Origin of the sequence: Arthrobacter sp. zg.Y820, assembly GCF_030125555.1 — a bacterium.
GTDB lineage: Bacteria > Actinomycetota > Actinomycetes > Actinomycetales > Micrococcaceae > Arthrobacter_B.
Genome location: NZ_JASKLX010000001.1, coordinates 492,755 through 509,447 on the forward strand (window position 1 = coordinate 492,755; position 16,693 = coordinate 509,447).

The window sequence follows — 16,693 nt, forward strand, 5'->3', positions numbered from 1 at the left end:
CAGAGCTGCGCTCTCGGGGAAGGGAGCCCGCCAGAGCTGCGCTCTCGCGGCGGGATCGCGGCTGGAATCCCGCCCCCGCGAACCAAACCCCAAGGCCCCCCACCCCCAGACCCTAAGACCTCAGCCCCGGCCGACCCCGAGCCGGCGCACATTCAGTGCCAGAAACAGGTGCACGCGGTCCGCAGTGATGGCCGGATCGTAGCCGGTCAGCTCGGTGATCTGCCCCAGCCGGTAGCGGACGGTGTTCCGGTGCAGGCCGAGCGCATCGGCCACCGCAGCCACCGAACCGTTCAGGCCCAGATACTGCTCCAGCGTGTCCAGCAGGCTCGCATCATGGGCGGCATCGAAGTCCGTCAGGGGATCCAGCGCCTCGGCGGCAAGATCGGCCAGCGGCACATCGGCGCCGGACATCAGCAGCGAGGTGAGGCTCAGCCGCTCGGGTTCGTTGATGTGCTGGCCGCGCTGCAGGGATTCCTTCGCCTCGAAATAGCTCCAGCGCAACCCGGCAGGTTCGGCGTACGAGCCGCCGAATCCGATCCTGGCGGTCAGCCCGCTGCCGTACAGATAAGCGCCGAGGATCCGCGCCAGTACGGGACCGTTGCCCTCGGCCACCACGATGACAAGCCGACCGTCGACGACGGCGGTGCCGGCGCCGTCGAATTCCGCCGGCAGCGGCAGGGTGGGCAGCGCCCGGACCTGCCCGGACGCGACCTCCACCAGGAAGGTCAGCTGCCGCCGGGCGGTGGAAATCCCGGCGCCCAGCAAGCGCAGCGACGCATCGCCGCCGGTCAGGCGCCCGGCCACGACGTCGGTCAGCAGCTGCCCGGTGACGGCGCGGTCGCGGGCACGGCGCCGGGCCTGGTTGCTCAATTCCACGCTGATCAGGCTCTGGGCGTAAGCGACAATGTCCGGACGCCGGTAGGGCTCGGTGATCGCCAGCGTGCAGCGGTCCCGAAGTCCGGTTGCGATGGGAACGCGGTGCCGGGATGCGGCCCCGGAATCCTCCCCGGCCTCGGAGCCCGTGTCGAAAATCCGTGCCCCGTACTGGTGCAGCGCCACATGGTTGCCCAGCAGCCCGGCCAGTTCCTGCAGCAGCCCCGGCAGGCCGTTGCCGCCCAGCAGCGCCCCGGCCAGGGACTGATGGGCGGCCAGCAGGTCCCGCAGCTGGGTGACGTGGTCGGCGGACAGGGCGTCGGCGACCATCTTGCCCAGCGCCACGAACGGCGTGTCATACGGCACCTCGAACACCGGCAGGCCGCGGGCATCCGCAGCTTCGATCAACGCCGCCGGCACCTTTGCGTGGCTCAGGCCGGTGCCGAACCCGATCGCCAGCGCGCCGGCCCGGTGCACGCTCTCCACGAAGCTGCGCTGGACGGCGCCGGTGCGCTGCCGCAGGCCGGTGGTCAGCACCACCTCGCCGCCGCCGAGGAACGGAAAGGGATCCTCAAGCTCAGTGACCGCCACCCACTGCAGCGGGGCCGGGGCAACCGGGGCGGTACCGTGCCGGCGCAGGTCAAGCCCGGGAGCGGCGAGGAGATCGGAAAGGTAGATCGGCATGCAGCAACTATAGGGGCTCCGGTTTGGTCGCCTGCACAGTTGGAGCCGTCACCTCTTGTCGGGTTGCCCCTTTGGAACGCGCGGTGCACCGCTTAGGTTTGGAGGAAAGCCCCGGGCGTCGGCGTTCGGGCATCCTCCCGAAAGGACAGTGCGATGGCCCAGACGCTGCAGAACTACATCAACGGAGATTTTGTCCCGGCCCGGGGAACCGAGCAGCTGGAGATCATCAATCCCGCCAACGGCGAAGTGGTCGCGTCGTCTCCGGTGTCCGTCCAGGCGGACGTCGACGCCGCCATGGGCGCCGCCGCCGCGGCCTTCAAGACCTGGAAGCGGACCACGCCGTCCGAACGCCAGCTGATGCTGCTCAAGCTCGCCGACGCGCTGGAGGCGAACTCCGAGGAGCTGGTCGAGGCCCAGCACCGCAACACCGGGCAGGTCCGCTCGGTCATTGCCGCCGAGGAAGTGGCGGTCGGCGCCGACCAGCTGCGCTTCTTCGCCGGCGCCGCCCGGCTCCTGGAGGGCAAGGCCGCCGGAGAGTACATGGAAGGGCACACCTCCTTCATCCGCCGCGAGCCGATCGGCGTCGTCGCGCAGGTCGCCCCCTGGAACTATCCGCTGCTGATGGCGATCTGGAAGATCGGCCCCGCCCTCGCAGCCGGCAACACAGTGGTGCTCAAGCCCTCCGACACCACGCCCGAATCCACCCTGGTCCTGGCCCGGCTGGCCGGCGAGATCTTCCCGGCCGGCGTCCTGAACGTCATTCTGGGTACCGGCGCGACCGGCGCCGCCATGGTGGAACACCCCGTGCCGGGCCTGGTCTCGATCACCGGCTCCGTCCGCGCCGGCATCGCCGTGGCCTCCGGCGCCGCGAAGACGCTCAAGCGGGCGCACCTTGAGCTTGGCGGCAAGGCGCCGGCAGTGGTCTTCGCCGACGCCGACCTGCAGAAAACCGCCCAGGCTGTCGCCGAGTTCGCCTTCTTCAACGCCGGGCAGGACTGCACCGCCATCACCCGCGTCCTGGTGGAGGACTCCGCCCAGGACGAGTTCGTGGCCGCACTGGTGGAACACACCAAGACGCTGGAGACCGGACACGAGGACGACGAAGCCAACTACTTCGGTCCGCTGAACAACATCAACCACTTCAATGCCGTCAACGCCGTCATCGACTCCCTGCCAGCGCACTGCAGCATTGCCACCGGCGGCAAGCGCGCCGGGACCAAGGGCTTCTTCTTCGAACCCACCGTGATCACCGGGGCCCGGCAGGACGACGACGTCGTGCAGAAGGAGACATTCGGTCCGGTCATCACCGTGCAGTCCTTCAGCACCGAGGACGAGGCAGTGGAAATGGCCAACGACGTCGAGTACGCGCTGGCCTCCAGCGTCTGGACCTCCAACCACGGCCGGGCCATGCGCCTGGCCCGCGACCTGGACTTCGGCGCCGTCTGGATCAACACGCACATCATGCTGACGGCCGAAATGCCGCACGGCGGCTTCAAGAGCTCCGGCTACGGCAAGGACCTCTCGATGTACGGCGTGGAGGACTACACCCGGATCAAGCACGTCATGACCGCTCTGGACGCCTGACACCAGCGCCGGCCGGAGCGGCCGACGCAACATCGGCCGGAACGCCGGACACCACACCCCACCGCAGAAAACGCAGCACCGTTCGAAAGGCATCACCATGAGCACCCAAGCCCTGCAGCCCTCCTACCGGCTGGAACAAAAGCGCAGCATCACCGGCACCTTCCCCGGTCCTAAGTCCGCCGCGCTCAACACCCGCCGGGCAGCCGTGGTGGCCAAGGGCGTGGCCTCCTCCGTTCCGGTGTACGTGGCCGACGCCGACGGCGGCATCGTCCTCGACGTCGACGGCAACTCCTTCATTGATCTTGGCTCGGGCATTGCCGTGACATCGGTCGGCGCCTCCGACCCCGCCGTCGTCGGCGCCGTGCAGGAGCAGGTCGCGCACTTCACCCACACCTGCTTCATGGTCACCCCCTACGAGGGCTACATTGCGCTGGCCGAAAAGCTGCACGAAGTCACCCCCGGGGACCACGAGAAACGCACGGTGCTGTTCAACTCCGGCGCCGAGGCCGTGGAAAACGCGATCAAGATTGCCCGCTCCGCCACCGGCCGCGACGCCGTCGTCGCCTTTGACCACGCCTACCACGGCCGCACCAACCTCACGATGGGCCTGACCGCCAAGGCGATGCCGTACAAGACCGGCTTCGGCCCGTTCGCCTCCGAGATCTACCGGATGCCGATGAGCTACCCGTACCGCGAGGAAAACCCGGAGATCACCGGAACCGAAGCGGCGGACCGGGTCATCCTGGCCATCGAAAAGCAGATCGGCGCGGACCAGACCGCCGCCATCCTGATCGAACCGATCCAGGGCGAGGGCGGCTTCATTGTGCCCGCCGAGGGCTTCCTGCCGCGGCTGGCCGAATGGGCCAAGGACAAGGGCGTCGTGTTCATTGCCGATGAGGTCCAGTCCGGCTTCTGCCGCACCGGCGAGTGGTTCGCCGTGCAGCACGAGGGCGTGGTGCCGGACCTCCTGACCATGGCGAAGGGCATCGCCGGCGGCATGCCGCTTTCCGCGGTCACCGGCCGCGCGGAACTGCTCGACGCCGTCCATCCGGGCGGCCTGGGCGGCACCTACGGCGGCAACCCGGTGGCCTGTGCCGCCGCGCTGGCCGCGATCGGCACCATGGAAACCTCTGATCTGGCCGGCCGCGCCCGCCGGATCGAGGAAATGACCGTTCCCCGCCTGCAGCAGCTGGCGGAGGAGACCGGCGTAATCGGCGAGGTCCGCGGCCGCGGTGCCATGCTGGCGCTGGAATTCGTGAAGCCCGGCACCAAGACGCCGGACGCGGACATCACCAAGGCCATTGCTGCCGCCTGCCTGGCCGAGGGCGTCATCATCCTTACCTGCGGCACCTACGGCAACGTGGTGCGTTTGCTGCCGCCGCTGGTCATCAGCGACGAGCTGCTGGCCGATGCCTTGGACGTGCTGGAAGCAGCTGTCAGGGCGCACGCCTAACCCGGCGCAGGCAACCCGCCCAGCTAAACCCGCTCAGCTAACCGCGTTTTTTGCCCGCAGAGCCGTGGGGCGTGAACTCCACGGCTCTGCGGCGGAGCGGTCGTGGTGCAGCACACGCTGCACCGCGGCCGCTCTTTGCGTCTGTGCTGCAGATTACTGCGTGTCCAATTTGTTATTCCAGTTACTGGTGATATTGGAGGGGTCATTGTCTATTGGAGTGACCTACGGTAAGTTCACATCGTTGCCCCGTGACGCTTTTGCCGGGCACCGCAGTTCTCTGGGGAGACTGTGCATGTGGCTGCGGTGTTATCACTGCGTCTCGAGGCATAAGGATAGACATGCGGTTAAAGAAACTTGTGAGCGTTTTCTCGACGCTCGCCATCGTACTGATGACGGCGGTGATCTCGATTCCGTCCGCCGCGGCAAGTTCCGCGGACGGGCAGTTCGCCAGCCGCCTGTACGTCCTGATCAACGACTACCGGGCGCAGCACGCGCTGCCGGCGCTGCGCTGGAATGCTCAGATGTCCGCAGACTCGCAGTCCTGGACCCAGCAGTCTGCTGACCAGGCCAACATTCACGGCGCCGGGGTCTTTCAGCACAGCCCCGGATCCTACGCATTTCCGGAGAACATCGTCTGGAACATGAGCGCTGACGAGGCCTTCTCCTGGTGGGTCAACTCGCCGCCGCACCGCGAGAACATGCTCCGGGCAGCCGACACCGATATCGGACTCGGTGCCGTCCAGCTGACCGCAGGACCGAACCGCGGCGCCTACCTGGCCACGGCGAGGTTCGGCCAGTACGCCGTGTCTCCGGACGAGGAAGCCGCAGCCCGGGACGAAGCCGCCCGCGCCGCGGCAGAGAAGGCAGCAGCAGAAGCCGCTGCCCGCGCAGCGGCTGAAGAGGCCGCCGCACAGGCCGCTGCCGAGGAGGCCGCCGCCCGCGTAGCGGCTGAAGAGGCCGCCGCTCAGGCCGCCGCTGAGAAGGCAGCCGCCGACGCTGCTGCCAAGGCCGCCGCTGACGCTGCTGCCAAGGCCGCTGCTGATGCCGCCGCGAAGGCTGCTGAGGAAGCCGCCGCCAAGGCGCCCGTGAAGGAAGCTCCCGCTGTGACGCCGGATGACACTCAGGCCGAGCAGGACAAGGCGGCGCAGGAGGCCGCTGAAGCAGCCGCGCAGAAGGCAGCCGAGGAGGCAGCGGCAGCCAAGGCCGCCGAAGCCGCCAAGGTCGAAGCCGAGAAGAAGGCTGCGGCCGAAAAGGCTGCCGCTGAGAAGGTTGCCGCCGAGATTGAAGCCGAGAAGAAGGCTGCGGCCGAAAAGGCTGCCGCCGAGATTGAAGCCGAGAAGAAGGCTGCGGCTGAGAAGGCTGCCGCCGAGATTGAAGCCGAGAAGAAGGCCGCGGCTGAAAAGGCTGCCGCCGAGATTGAAGCCGAGAAGAAGGCTGCGGCTGAAAAGGCTGCCGCCGAGAAGGCCGCGGCTGAGGACGCCGGAGCTTCCGAGCAGGCAGCTGCAGCAAACATCGCTGCCGAGCAGGCGGCCGCCGCCGAACTGGCCGTGGCCACGGAAGCTTCGAACAAGGCTGCCGAGCAGGCCGCAGCAGAGGAAGCCGCCAAGAAGGCTTCCGCTGAGGAGGTCGCGCAGGCCGCGGAGGCCGAGCAGGCCGCCGCTGACCAGGCCGCCGCACGTCAGGCAGCAGAGCGCAAGGCACAAGCGGCCGCCGCAGCGGCCATGGAACAGGTGTCGCTCGGAAACGAAACGCTCCTCACCGCCGCCGCACGGGGAACCGTCACCGCTGCTGCCTCGGGAAGCCAGCTGCGCATCTCCGGCCTGGACGCGGCCGGCACCTATGAAGTGGTCCTTCCCTCCGCCGGAGTGAACCTGGGCGCCATGGATGCCGACGCCAACGGTTCGCTGGCCATTGCCGTTCCCGCCGTCCTTGCGGCCGGTGAGCACAAGGTTGCGCTGTTCAAGGACGGAGTCCTCTCCGGCTGGACAACCTTCACCGTGGAGCAGGCAGTCACGGTCCTGGCCGCGCAGCCCGTTCCCGCAGCTGCCGACGGAACCACCGAACTGGCAGCAACCGGCCTGAACGCCGCGCAGCTTTCAATCGGCGGAATCGGTGCCTTGATGGCACTGACCGGAGCCGTCGCCCTGGTCGCCCTGCAGCGCCAGCGCAGCACCTCGGCGCGCTAACTTCCGCGGATAACTTCACCGGGATTCGAAGAAGCCCCGCCCACCGTTACCGGTGAGCGGGGCTTCTTTGCGTCCAGGCCGCTGCGGCCGCGGGGAGAATGTCTTAGGCCGCTGCGGCGCGGAGAATCCGGTTCCGCCGGGGTCCGCCCATCATGTCCACCGTCAGGATCACCAGCGCGAGCCAGACCAGGCCGAACCCGGCCCAGCGCTCCGGCGGCATGACTTCCTTGAACACGGCCAGAGCGATGATGAACTGCAGCGTGGGAGCCAGATACTGCAGCATTCCCACGGTGGACAGCGGCAGGCGACGGGCAGCGGCACCGAAGAAGATCAGCGGAACGGCCGTCAGAACGCCCGAGGCCGCCAGGAGCCAGAAATGCGCGGGACCGTTGGACAGGATGGTTGCCGTGCCGCTGACCGACATCCATACCAGGACGGCGATGGCCACGGGCGTAAGGACCGCGGTTTCAATGGTGAGGCTGGAGATGGCGTCCACCCTGCCGCCCACGCCCTTCTTGACCAGTCCGTACGTGCCGAAGCTGAAGGCAAGGATGAGGGCGATCCACGGGACGGTGCCGTAGGCCAGGCCCAGGACCAGGACGGCGACAAAGCCGACGCCCATGGCAACCCACTGCAGCGGCCGCAGTTTTTCCTTGAGCACGATGACGCCCAGCAGGACGGACACCAGCGGATTGATGAAGTAGCCCAGCGCCGCTTCCACTGCATGTTCATTCAGCACCGCCCAGGCGTACGTGGTCCAGTTGGCCGCGATCAGGACGGCCGCACCGCCCAGGGTGCCCACCAGCCGGAGGTTCCGCGCCGCGGCCGCCAGCGTCCTCCAGGAGCGCATCACGGTGAGCAGGGCGACGCAGAACACCAGTGAGAACACGATGCGCGCGGCAACTATCTCGATGGCTCCTGCCGGAACCAGCACCATGAAGTAAAGGGGCAGCAGGCCCCACAGCAGGTAGGCGCCGACGCCGAAGAGAAGCCCGGGGGTATTCTCGCCCCGGGTGCCGGGAGCGGCCTTGCCGCCGGCGGGCGTCGTGCCGGAGGTGCCGGCGGATCCGCCGGCCGCCGGCCGGGCGGGAGAATGGATGGACTCGGGGGAGGTGGCGGAGCGCGAAGCGCCTATTCCGTCGGATGCAGACACGTGATGCTCAACATCAACGGGCGTCCGGGTATTCCCGCGGCGCCCGGAAGGGGACCCGCAGCCATCCGCCGTGACTTCCGCACCGAACCGTTTAGACGCCGTCGCGCACCTGCATTTAGAATAGGAAACTGTGCGTTATTCCGCACGAGGTTTCCTCCCCGAGACGAAGGACTATCAGTGTCTAATTCAGCCGCGGACCGGTCGCAGCGCCCCATGCGAGTCGCCATTATCGGCGCTGGCCCCGCCGGTGTGTATGCCGCAGATATCCTTACCAAAGCTGACCGGGACTTCGAGGTCAGCATCGACCTCTTCGACAAGTACCCGGCCCCGTACGGCCTGATCCGGTACGGCGTGGCCCCGGACCACCCGCGGATCAAGGGCATCGTCAACGCCCTGCACAAGGTCATGGACCGCGGTGACATCCGCTTCCTGGGCAACGTGCACTACGGCAAGGACCTGACCCTCACCGACTTCCGGCACTTCTACGACGCCATCATCTTCGCCACCGGCGCCATCAAGGACGCTGACATGAGCATCCCCGGCGTTGAGCTGGAAGGTTCCTTCGGCGGCGCCGACTTCGTGTCCTGGTATGACGGACACCCCGATGTCCCGCGCGAATGGCCGCTGGATGCCAAGGAAGTTGCCGTCATCGGCAACGGCAACGTTGCGCTCGACGTCGCGCGCATCCTCTCCAAGCACGCCGATGACCTGCTGACCACCGAAATTCCGGACAACGTCTACGAGGGCTTGAAGAAGTCGCCGGTCACCGACGTCCACATCTTCGGCCGCCGCGGACCGGCACAGGTGAAGTTCACGCCACTGGAGCTGCGCGAACTTTCGCACTCCCGCGACGTCGACATCGTGCTCTACCCGGAGGACTTCGAATTCGACGAAGGCTCGGACGAGCAGATCCGCAGCAACAACCAGACCAAGACCATGGTCAACACGCTGACCAACTGGCTGGTCGAAGAGCAGGATTCCGGTGCCTCCCGCCGCCTGCACCTGCACTTCCTGCACAGCCCGGTGGAGATCTACGAGGATCCCGCCAACCCCGGCAAGGTTGCGGGCATGAAGTTTGAACGCAATGAACTCGACGGCACCGGCAACGCGCGCGGCACCGGCGAGATTGTCGACTACCCGGTGCAGGCCGTGTACCGGGCCATCGGCTACTTCGGCTCGGAGCTGCCGGAGGTCGGTTTCGACTCCCGCCGCGGCGTCATCCCCAACGAGGGCGGCCGCGTCATCGACGAAACCGGCGCCCCGGTGCCCGGGATCTACACCACCGGCTGGATCAAGCGCGGCCCGGTGGGCCTGATCGGCCACACCAAGGGCGATGCGCTGGAAACCATCGGCTTCCTGCTGGAGGACCGGCTGAACCTGCCGGCCGCCGAGGAGCCCGAGGAGGACTCCATCATCAAGCTGCTCGAAGACCGCGGCGTCGAGTACGTCACTTGGGAAGGCTGGCTGAAGCTGGACGCCTACGAAAAGAGCCTGGGCGCCTCCTACATCCATCCGGATCCGGCCACCGGCGAACTGGTGCGCGAACGCGTGAAGGTAGTGGACCGCGAGGAAATGATCCGCGTCGCCCGCGGGCAGTAGCGCCCTTTCCCCTCCCGGCTTCACGACGCCCCCGCTTCCCCGTGGAAGCGGGGGCGTCGTATGAGTAGACTGTGTCGCACACCACAGCAGGAACCACAAAACACGGTGTCAGCGGTCTCCTTATCAGCGCGGATAGGTCGGGGCAGTGCACAATCAGGACTTTCTTACTCCGCCGCGGCGTTCCGCTGACGGTCTGCAGCGTGATGCCTCCCGGGCGCACGAAGGGCTGGACTCACACGACGGTTACCTGCGCTGGCTCCGGCCCCCGGTCCGGGAATCCTGGCAGCGGTCGCTGGGCCATCACACCGATCCGGACAAGGCCGTTCCGCAGCTGGTGTTTTCCGGTTCGGACCTCGAGGAGTATCGCCGTGCGCATCCCCTGGCCGCCGTGATGCCTGTCATCCGGCAGCTGCTGGTGCGCCCGGGCCTGGACAGCGGGCTCCTGGTGGCCGTGGGCGACGGGCTGGGACGGTTGCTCTGGGTGGAGGGCGACGACGAACTGCGCCGCACCGCGGAGGGCATGCTCTTCGTGCCCGGCACCGACTGGTCCGAACAATCCATTGGAACCAGCGCGCCCGGAACGGCCCTGGCCTCGGGGCGCAGCATCCAGATTGCCGGCGCCGAGCATTTCAGCAGGCAGGTCCATTCCTGGAGCTGCACCGCGGTGCCGGTCCGGGATCCGGACACCGGAGTGGTCCTGGGCGTCGTGGACATCACCGGCCGGGACGAAGCCGTGGCCGAGCACACCCTGGCACTGGTCGAGGCAACCGTCGCTGCGGCCGAAAGCCACCTGCGGGTGGAGCGGCTGCAGAACGCCGCCGGTGCATCGTCCGGAACAGTCCACCGAACAGTCCACCGGACAGCCCACAGGTCTGCCCTGAGGTCTGCCCCGAGATCCGCCGCCAGGCCGGCCCTCCGGCAGGACAGCCTGCACATTCTTGGCCGGGACCTGGCGGTGGTGAACGTCGGGGGCCGGGCCGCATCCCTGAGCATCCGGCATTCCGAGCTCCTCACACTCCTCGCGCTTCATCCCGAAGGGCTGAGCGCCGACCAGCTCTCCGTCATGGTCTATCCGGAAAGCGCATCGGTGAGCACCGTCCGGGCCGAGATGCTGCGGCTGCGCAACCTGCTGGGAAAACACAGCGACGGCGTCCCGGGGCCCGCACTGGTGCCGCAGTCCCGCCCCTACCGGCTGCCGCACGGGCTGGTCATCGATGCCCGGCAGGTGCTCGGCTATCTGGAGCGCGGAGCGTACCGGCTGGCCCTGGGCCTGTACCGCGGGCCGGTGCTGCCGCGGTCCCAGGCTCCGGCCATCACGGCGCTGCGCAGCGAGGTCAGCACCGTCCTGCGTGAGGCGATGCTCTCCGACGCCGGCCCCGAGACGCTGCTCGGATACCTGTCACTCGAGGAGGCCCGGCACGACGTCGAGGCCTGGTCCCTCGCTCTGCGGCTGATGCCGCTGCGCTCACCCCGCCGGGCGGCCGTGGTGGCACATCTGGAACGGCTGGAGCACGAACTGGGCTAACGCGGCGCGGAGGCCGCCGGACCCCAGGCACACATCACTCCGCCGGGGGTTTTTCGGGCTGTTTGACGGGCCGGATCCGAAGGCTCGTCAGGAGACCGATCAGCAGCGCGCCGGCAGCGATCCACCCCGCCAGGGTTACGCCGTCGGTCATTGCGGAACGGGCGGCGTCGGCGATGTACGCGGTTTGCGGATCAGCGCTCAGGGCTCCGATGGTTCCGCCGGAACTGGCGTTCACCGAATCCACCAGCGGCCCCAGCATCGGGTTGGCGGCGACGTCGTCGGAGAGCCGTGATGCGGTGCCCTCCTTCAGTGACGTGAAGAAGGCGGTGCCCAGGACGGCGATGCCCAGTGCGGAACCGGTCTGGCGGGCGGTGCTCTGTGTCGCCGACCCCTGACCGCTGCGGGCCACCGGCACCTCGGCCAGCACCACCGACGTGAGCTGGGCAGTTGCCAGGCCCACGCCCAGGCCGTAGACGAGCAGGATCGGCGAGGTTAGCCAGGCCGTGCTGTCCGGACGGATCAGCAGCGCCAGCGCCCCGATGGCGAGGATCTCCAGGCACAGGCCGACCCGCACCACCAGAATGGGGGAGTACCGGCGGGAGAGGGCTGCCACCGCACCGCTGGCCAGGAAGGACCCGGCGGCCAGCGGCACCAGGGCAAGGCCCGCCTGGAAAGCCGAGTAGCCAAGGACATTCTGGAACCAGAGGGGCAGGGACAGGATCAGGCCGAACTCGCCGAAGCTGACGATCAGCGCGGTTATGTTGCCGTTGGCAAAGGAGGGGATGCGGAACAGCGAAAGATCCAGGATGACGCCCCTGCCAGCCTCGGTCCGCCGGCGTTCCTCCATCACGAAGGCTGTCAGCGCGACGGCGGCAACCGCAAACGCCACCGGCACGGGGGAGAGGCTGCCGAGACGGAAGGGGGCGTCGTCGTCGGCGTACCACCAGCCGTAGCTGCGGCCCTCGATCAAGCCGAACACCAGGGCGCCGAAGCCGAGGATGGACAGCAACGCACCATTGATGTCCAGCCGTTGCCGCGCGCCGGTCAGCGGTTCCGAAGACTCCGCCACGAACAGAAGCAGTCCAACGGCTATCAGTGCGCCGAGGGGAATGTTGATGCCGAAGGCCCACCGCCAGCTGGCGTTCTCAGTGAGCCACCCTCCGAGCAGCGGGCCGACTGCGGCCATGCCGCCGATGGTGGAGCCCCAGACGGCGAAGGCTATGCCGCGCTCGCGTCCCTGGAAGTTGGCGTTAAGCAGGGCCAGGGTGGTGGGCAGGATCATCGACCCGCCCAACCCCTGGAGCGCCCGGCCGGTTATCAGGAAGCCGCCGGACTCCGCCACGGCGCAAAGGAGACTCGCAGCAGCAAAGATTCCGACGCCGATCAGCATGATTCGCCGGCGGCCGGCCCGGTCCGCAATCCGGCCCCACGTCAACAGCAGGGCAGCGAACAGCAGGGTGTAGATTTCCTGGACCCATTGGATTTCGGTGCTGGAGATGCCCAAATCCGCCACGATCGAGGGGATGGAAACGGAAACGATGGTGGCGTCCATGATGATCATTGCCACGCCGAGGCTGATGGCGACCAATCCCCACCAGCGGTAGCGAAGGTATCGGCCGACCGCTGGAGAGCCCGGTTCCTGATGCATATGAATCACTGTGCTCCACGGTGATTCGTTGGGGCAACCATTTCCCCGTGCAACCTTGGTGCAACGTCCGGGTCCGTAGCCTCGGTACGTCAGACACCGACGTCGCCACCTCCAAGGAGCAGACATGACCGTTTATGCGCAGCCCGGCACCGAGGGATCCAAGTTTTCCTTCAAGTCCCGGTATGAGAACTGGATCGGCGGAGAGTGGGTGGCCCCGGTCAAGGGCAACTACTTCGAGAACATCTCCCCGGTCACCGGGAAGGTTTTCTGCGAGATTGCCCGCGGCACCTCCGAAGACATCGACCTCGCCCTGGACGCGGCCCACAAGGCCTCGCCGGCCTGGGGCAAGACCGCCGTGGCGGAGCGGGCCCTGATCCTGAACCGGATCGCCGACCGCATCGAGGAGAACCTCGAACTGCTCGCCGTCGCCGAGGTCTGGGACAACGGCAAGCCCATCCGCGAGGTCCTTGCCGCGGACCTGCCGCTGGCCATCGACCACTTCCGCTACTTCGCCGGAGCCATCCGCGCGCAGGAAGGCACGCTGTCCCAGCTCGATGACAACACCACCGCCTACCACTTCCATGAACCGCTCGGCGTCGTGGGCCAGATCATTCCGTGGAACTTCCCCATCCTGATGGCCGTCTGGAAGCTGGCGCCGGCGCTGGCAGCCGGCAACGCCGTCGTCCTGAAGCCCGCCGAGCAGACCCCGGCCTCGATCATGGTGCTGATGGAAATCATCGCCGACCTGCTGCCCGCCGGCGTGCTGAACGTGGTCAACGGATTCGGTGTGGAGGCCGGCAAGCCGCTGGCGTCCTCGCCCCGGATCCGCAAGATCGCGTTCACCGGTGAAACCACCACCGGGCGCCTGATCATGCAGTACGCCTCGCAGAACCTGATTCCGGTCAGCCTGGAACTGGGCGGCAAGAGCCCGAACATCTTCTTCGCCGACGTGGCGCAGGAAAACGACGCGTTCTACGACAAGGCGCTGGAAGGCTTCAACATGTTCGCGCTGAACCAGGGCGAAGTCTGCACCTGCCCCTCGCGCGCCCTGGTCCAGGACTCCTTCTACGACAGCTTCATGTCCGACGCGCTGGCCCGCACCGCGCAGATCATCCAGGGCAACCCGCTGGACACCACCACCATGGTGGGCGCGCAGGCCTCCAACGACCAGCTGGAGAAGATCCTCTCCTACATGGACATCGCCCACCAGGAAGGCGCCAAGGTCCTCGCCGGCGGCGAGCGGCTGATGCTCGACGGCGATCTGGCCGGCGGCTTCTACGTGAAGCCCACGGTCTTTGAGGGCACCAACAACATGCGGATCTTCCAGGAGGAGATCTTCGGTCCGGTGGTGTCAGTGGCCCGGTTCTCCGACTACGGCGAAGCCATGAGTCTTGCCAATGACACCCTCTACGGCCTCGGTGCCGGGGTCTGGTCCCGGAACGGGAACATCGCCTACCGGGCGGGCCGGGACATCCAGGCCGGGCGGGTCTGGGTGAACAATTACCACGCCTATCCGGCGCACTCGGCGTTCGGCGGCTACAAGTCCTCGGGCATCGGGCGGGAAAACCACGCCATGATGCTGGACCACTACCAGCAGACCAAGAACCTGCTGGTCAGCTACGCCGAAACAAAGCAGGGCTTCTTCTAAGCCTGCCGGCACCCGCCTACGCTGGATTTAACCCCGCTCGTCCAAGGAATCGAGGACAGAATGGCCAGCATGCAAGCAGCAGTGGTGAATGAACTCGGCAGGGGACTTTCCGTCGAGGAAGTGGCAGTGCTCGAGCCCGGTCCGAATCAGGTGCTCGTCAAACTGGTGGCGACCGGCGTGTGCCACACGGACCTGCACGCGGCAGACGGAGACTGGCCCGTAAAGCCAACTCCGCCGTTTATTCCCGGTCATGAGGGCGTCGGCGAGGTGGTGCAGGTCGGTGAGGGCGTCACCGACCTGCAGCCCGGCGACATGGTGGGAAACGCCTGGCTCGCCTATGCCTGCGGTGCGTGCGAGTACTGCAGGACGGGCTGGGAAACCCTCTGCGAGCTGCAGAAGAACAGCGGCTACTCGGTGGACGGGTCCTTTGGCCAGTACATGCTCGTGGATTCCCGCTTCGCGGCGCGTATACCCGAGGGCGCCGACCCGCATGACATCGCTCCCGTCCTGTGCGCCGGGGTCACCGTTTACAAGGGTCTGAAGGTCAGCGAGGCCCGGCCTGGGCAGTGGGTTGTCATATCCGGAATCGGCGGGCTCGGACACATTGCCGTGCAGTATGCCAAGGCCATGGGGCTGCGCGTCGCGGCTGTGGACATCGCCGATGACAAGCTGGAGCTGGCCAGGAAATACGGGGCCGAGGTGTTGGTCAATGCGAATACCGAAGACCCCGTCGAGGCCATCCAGAACAAGGTCGGCGGCGCCCACGGCATCTTGGTTACCGCGGTGCATCCAAAGGCCTTTGGCCAGGCCATCGGCATGGCCCGGCGCGGAGGAACGATTGTCTTCGTCGGGTTGCCGCCCGGAGACTTCCCGACGCCGATCTTCGACGTGGTCCTCAAGGGCCTGACGATTCGGGGGTCGATCGTGGGCACCCGGCAGGATCTGGCGGAAGCCATCGACTTCTACGACCGTGGACTCATCCATCCCAATATCAGCACCCGCAACTTGGAGGAGATCAACAGCGTGATGGACGAGCTTCGTGAGGGCCGGGTCGACGGCCGAGTGGTCATCGGGTTCTGATGGGTGCCCTGTCGGATTCCGGCCTGGACGCTGCCGTGACGATGCCCGGGGAGAGTTTTTCCCGGGTGTCGCTCACCCCGGAGGCGCAGGAGCTGCTGCAGCAGCTCCGCGAGACACACGGCCCGCTGATGTTCCATCAGTCCGGGGGCTGCTGCGACGGATCCTCGCCCATGTGCTTTCCGGCGGGGGACTTCATCACTTCGGAGGCCGACGTGCTCCTGGGAACCTTCGAACTGGTACCGGGGGAGCCCCTGGAATTCTGGATGTCGCTGGAACAGTTCGAATATTGGAAGCACACCCACCTCACCGTGGATGTCGTCGCGGGTCGGGGCAGTGGTTTTTCCGTCGAAGCACCGGAGGGCAAGCGGTTCCTGATCCGTTCCCGCCTGATGGACGTCTGACGCGAGCCCATCGCCGTCCAGCCGTTCAGTGCCGGCCGGAATCCGTAAAAATACGGAGTGCGGGCACAACACGGCCCGAGCATAGTAAGGTTGCTGTTTATTCTTCCGCTTTCGGCGGTAGTGTGCATGTGAACGATATTCGCGATGCCCCTCACCGGGGCAGGAATGAGGACAACAATGGTTAAGAAGTTCGTATTTCTCGCCGGAGTGGGCGTTGGCTATTTGGTCGGCTCCAAGGGTGGCCGCGAAAAGCTGATGGAGCTCTGGAAGGACCCCAAGGTTCAGGAGACGGTTTCCCACGGTACCGAATGGGCGAAGGAGAAGGCCCCGGGCCTGCAGGAGAAGGTGACCGAGGTCGCTTCGACCGCGAAGGACAAGGTCTCGCACTCCAGCACGTCGGGCAAGCCCGCGTCAGAGTCGGGCACCTCCACCGCTCCGTCCGGTTCCTCAACGGGTGCGAGCAGCACGCCCTCGACGGGGTCCACCTCAAACGGTTCCTTCACCTCCGGCGGACAGCACACCATGAAGCCCGCTGAGCCCGAGCCGAAGCCGTAGCGCCGGCCCAACGCTTCAGCATGACAGCAGTCCCGGAGGGGGCGTTCCACGGAACGCCCCCTCCGGCGTTTCTCCCGTTTCCCTTCGCCGGGCGGGGAGGCACCGGTGAATGCCAGGGGCGGATCACCAGGATCACCAGCGCGGGTTCCCACTCTCTGCGAACGCCGCGTCCTGGCGGGAGCTTCTTGCCTGTCGTGCAGGTTTGTCTTAATATTGTGGGCCTAAAAGATGCAGAGCCCCGATTCTTCACTTTTCACAGCCCGGCGCGCAGCCCGCATCCCGCCCCGCAGACCCCGCCCAGACC

At 67.0% G+C, this 16,693-nt stretch carries 12 protein-coding genes; 9 read left to right on the forward strand and 3 right to left on the reverse strand.

Annotation, left to right across the window (positions count from 1 at the left end):
- Positions 1-120: 120 nt before the first annotated feature.
- Complete coding sequence (locus QNN99_RS02280) at positions 121-1,557, reverse strand: PucR family transcriptional regulator (protein ID WP_229964792.1); 1,437 nt, start codon at positions 1,555-1,557, stop codon at positions 121-123.
- A 153-nt stretch (positions 1,558-1,710) separates the two neighbouring features.
- Here QNN99_RS02280 and QNN99_RS02285 point away from each other — a divergent pair, with 153 nt between their 5' ends.
- The 3 genes from QNN99_RS02285 (at position 1,711) to QNN99_RS02295 (ending at position 6,780) form a co-directional block, all read left to right on the forward strand.
- Positions 1,711-3,141: a gamma-aminobutyraldehyde dehydrogenase gene (locus QNN99_RS02285; protein WP_229964793.1), complete on the forward strand. Its 1,431-nt coding sequence runs from the start codon at positions 1,711-1,713 to the stop codon at positions 3,139-3,141.
- Positions 3,142-3,238: 97 nt separating this feature from the next.
- The gene (gene gabT / locus QNN99_RS02290; RefSeq protein ID WP_229964794.1) at positions 3,239-4,594 is read left to right on the forward strand and encodes a 4-aminobutyrate--2-oxoglutarate transaminase; all 1,356 of its coding nucleotides are present in this window, start codon (positions 3,239-3,241) and stop codon (positions 4,592-4,594) included.
- A gap of 338 nt (positions 4,595-4,932) precedes the next feature.
- A complete protein-coding gene (locus QNN99_RS02295; RefSeq protein ID WP_229964795.1) occupies positions 4,933-6,780 on the forward strand; it encodes a CAP domain-containing protein in 1,848 nt (615 codons plus the stop codon).
- Between the two features lie 103 nt (positions 6,781-6,883).
- Here QNN99_RS02295 and rarD read toward each other — a convergent pair whose 3' ends face one another.
- Positions 6,884-7,933, reverse strand: a complete 1,050-nt coding sequence (rarD, locus tag QNN99_RS02300; RefSeq protein ID WP_229964796.1) for an EamA family transporter RarD — start codon at positions 7,931-7,933, stop codon at positions 6,884-6,886.
- Positions 7,934-8,110: 177 nt separating this feature from the next.
- Between rarD and QNN99_RS02305 the strand changes: the two genes are divergently transcribed.
- Together QNN99_RS02305 and QNN99_RS02310 are read left to right on the forward strand one after the other, a co-directional pair.
- Entirely contained in the window at positions 8,111-9,532 is a 1,422-nt protein-coding gene (locus QNN99_RS02305; protein WP_229964797.1) for an FAD-dependent oxidoreductase, read from the forward strand.
- 145 nt (positions 9,533-9,677) lie between these two features.
- On the forward strand, positions 9,678-11,057 hold the full coding sequence (locus QNN99_RS02310) for a helix-turn-helix domain-containing protein (protein ID WP_229964798.1): 1,380 nt from the start codon (positions 9,678-9,680) through the stop codon (positions 11,055-11,057).
- 34 nt (positions 11,058-11,091) lie between these two features.
- Here QNN99_RS02310 and QNN99_RS02315 read toward each other — a convergent pair whose 3' ends face one another.
- Entirely contained in the window at positions 11,092-12,705 is a 1,614-nt protein-coding gene (locus QNN99_RS02315) for a DHA2 family efflux MFS transporter permease subunit (RefSeq protein WP_229964799.1), read from the reverse strand.
- Positions 12,706-12,829: 124 nt separating this feature from the next.
- On the opposite strand from QNN99_RS02315, the gene exaC reads away from it, so the two are divergent.
- The 4 genes from exaC to QNN99_RS02335 all read left to right on the forward strand — a co-directional run bounded on the left by exaC (position 12,830) and on the right by QNN99_RS02335 (position 16,389).
- Positions 12,830-14,353: an acetaldehyde dehydrogenase ExaC gene (gene exaC, locus QNN99_RS02320; RefSeq protein WP_229964800.1), complete on the forward strand. Its 1,524-nt coding sequence runs from the start codon at positions 12,830-12,832 to the stop codon at positions 14,351-14,353.
- 60 nt (positions 14,354-14,413) lie between these two features.
- Positions 14,414-15,433: an alcohol dehydrogenase AdhP gene (gene adhP / locus QNN99_RS02325; RefSeq protein ID WP_229964801.1), complete on the forward strand. Its 1,020-nt coding sequence runs from the start codon at positions 14,414-14,416 to the stop codon at positions 15,431-15,433.
- On the forward strand, positions 15,433-15,834 hold the full coding sequence (locus QNN99_RS02330) for a DUF779 domain-containing protein (protein WP_442860461.1): 402 nt from the start codon (positions 15,433-15,435) through the stop codon (positions 15,832-15,834). Before adhP ends, QNN99_RS02330 begins: the two co-directional genes overlap by 1 nt.
- Positions 15,835-16,011: 177 nt before the next feature.
- Positions 16,012-16,389, forward strand: coding sequence for a hypothetical protein (locus QNN99_RS02335; protein WP_229964802.1), 378 nt, complete (start codon positions 16,012-16,014; stop codon positions 16,387-16,389).
- The last annotated feature ends 304 nt before the right edge of the window (positions 16,390-16,693 follow it).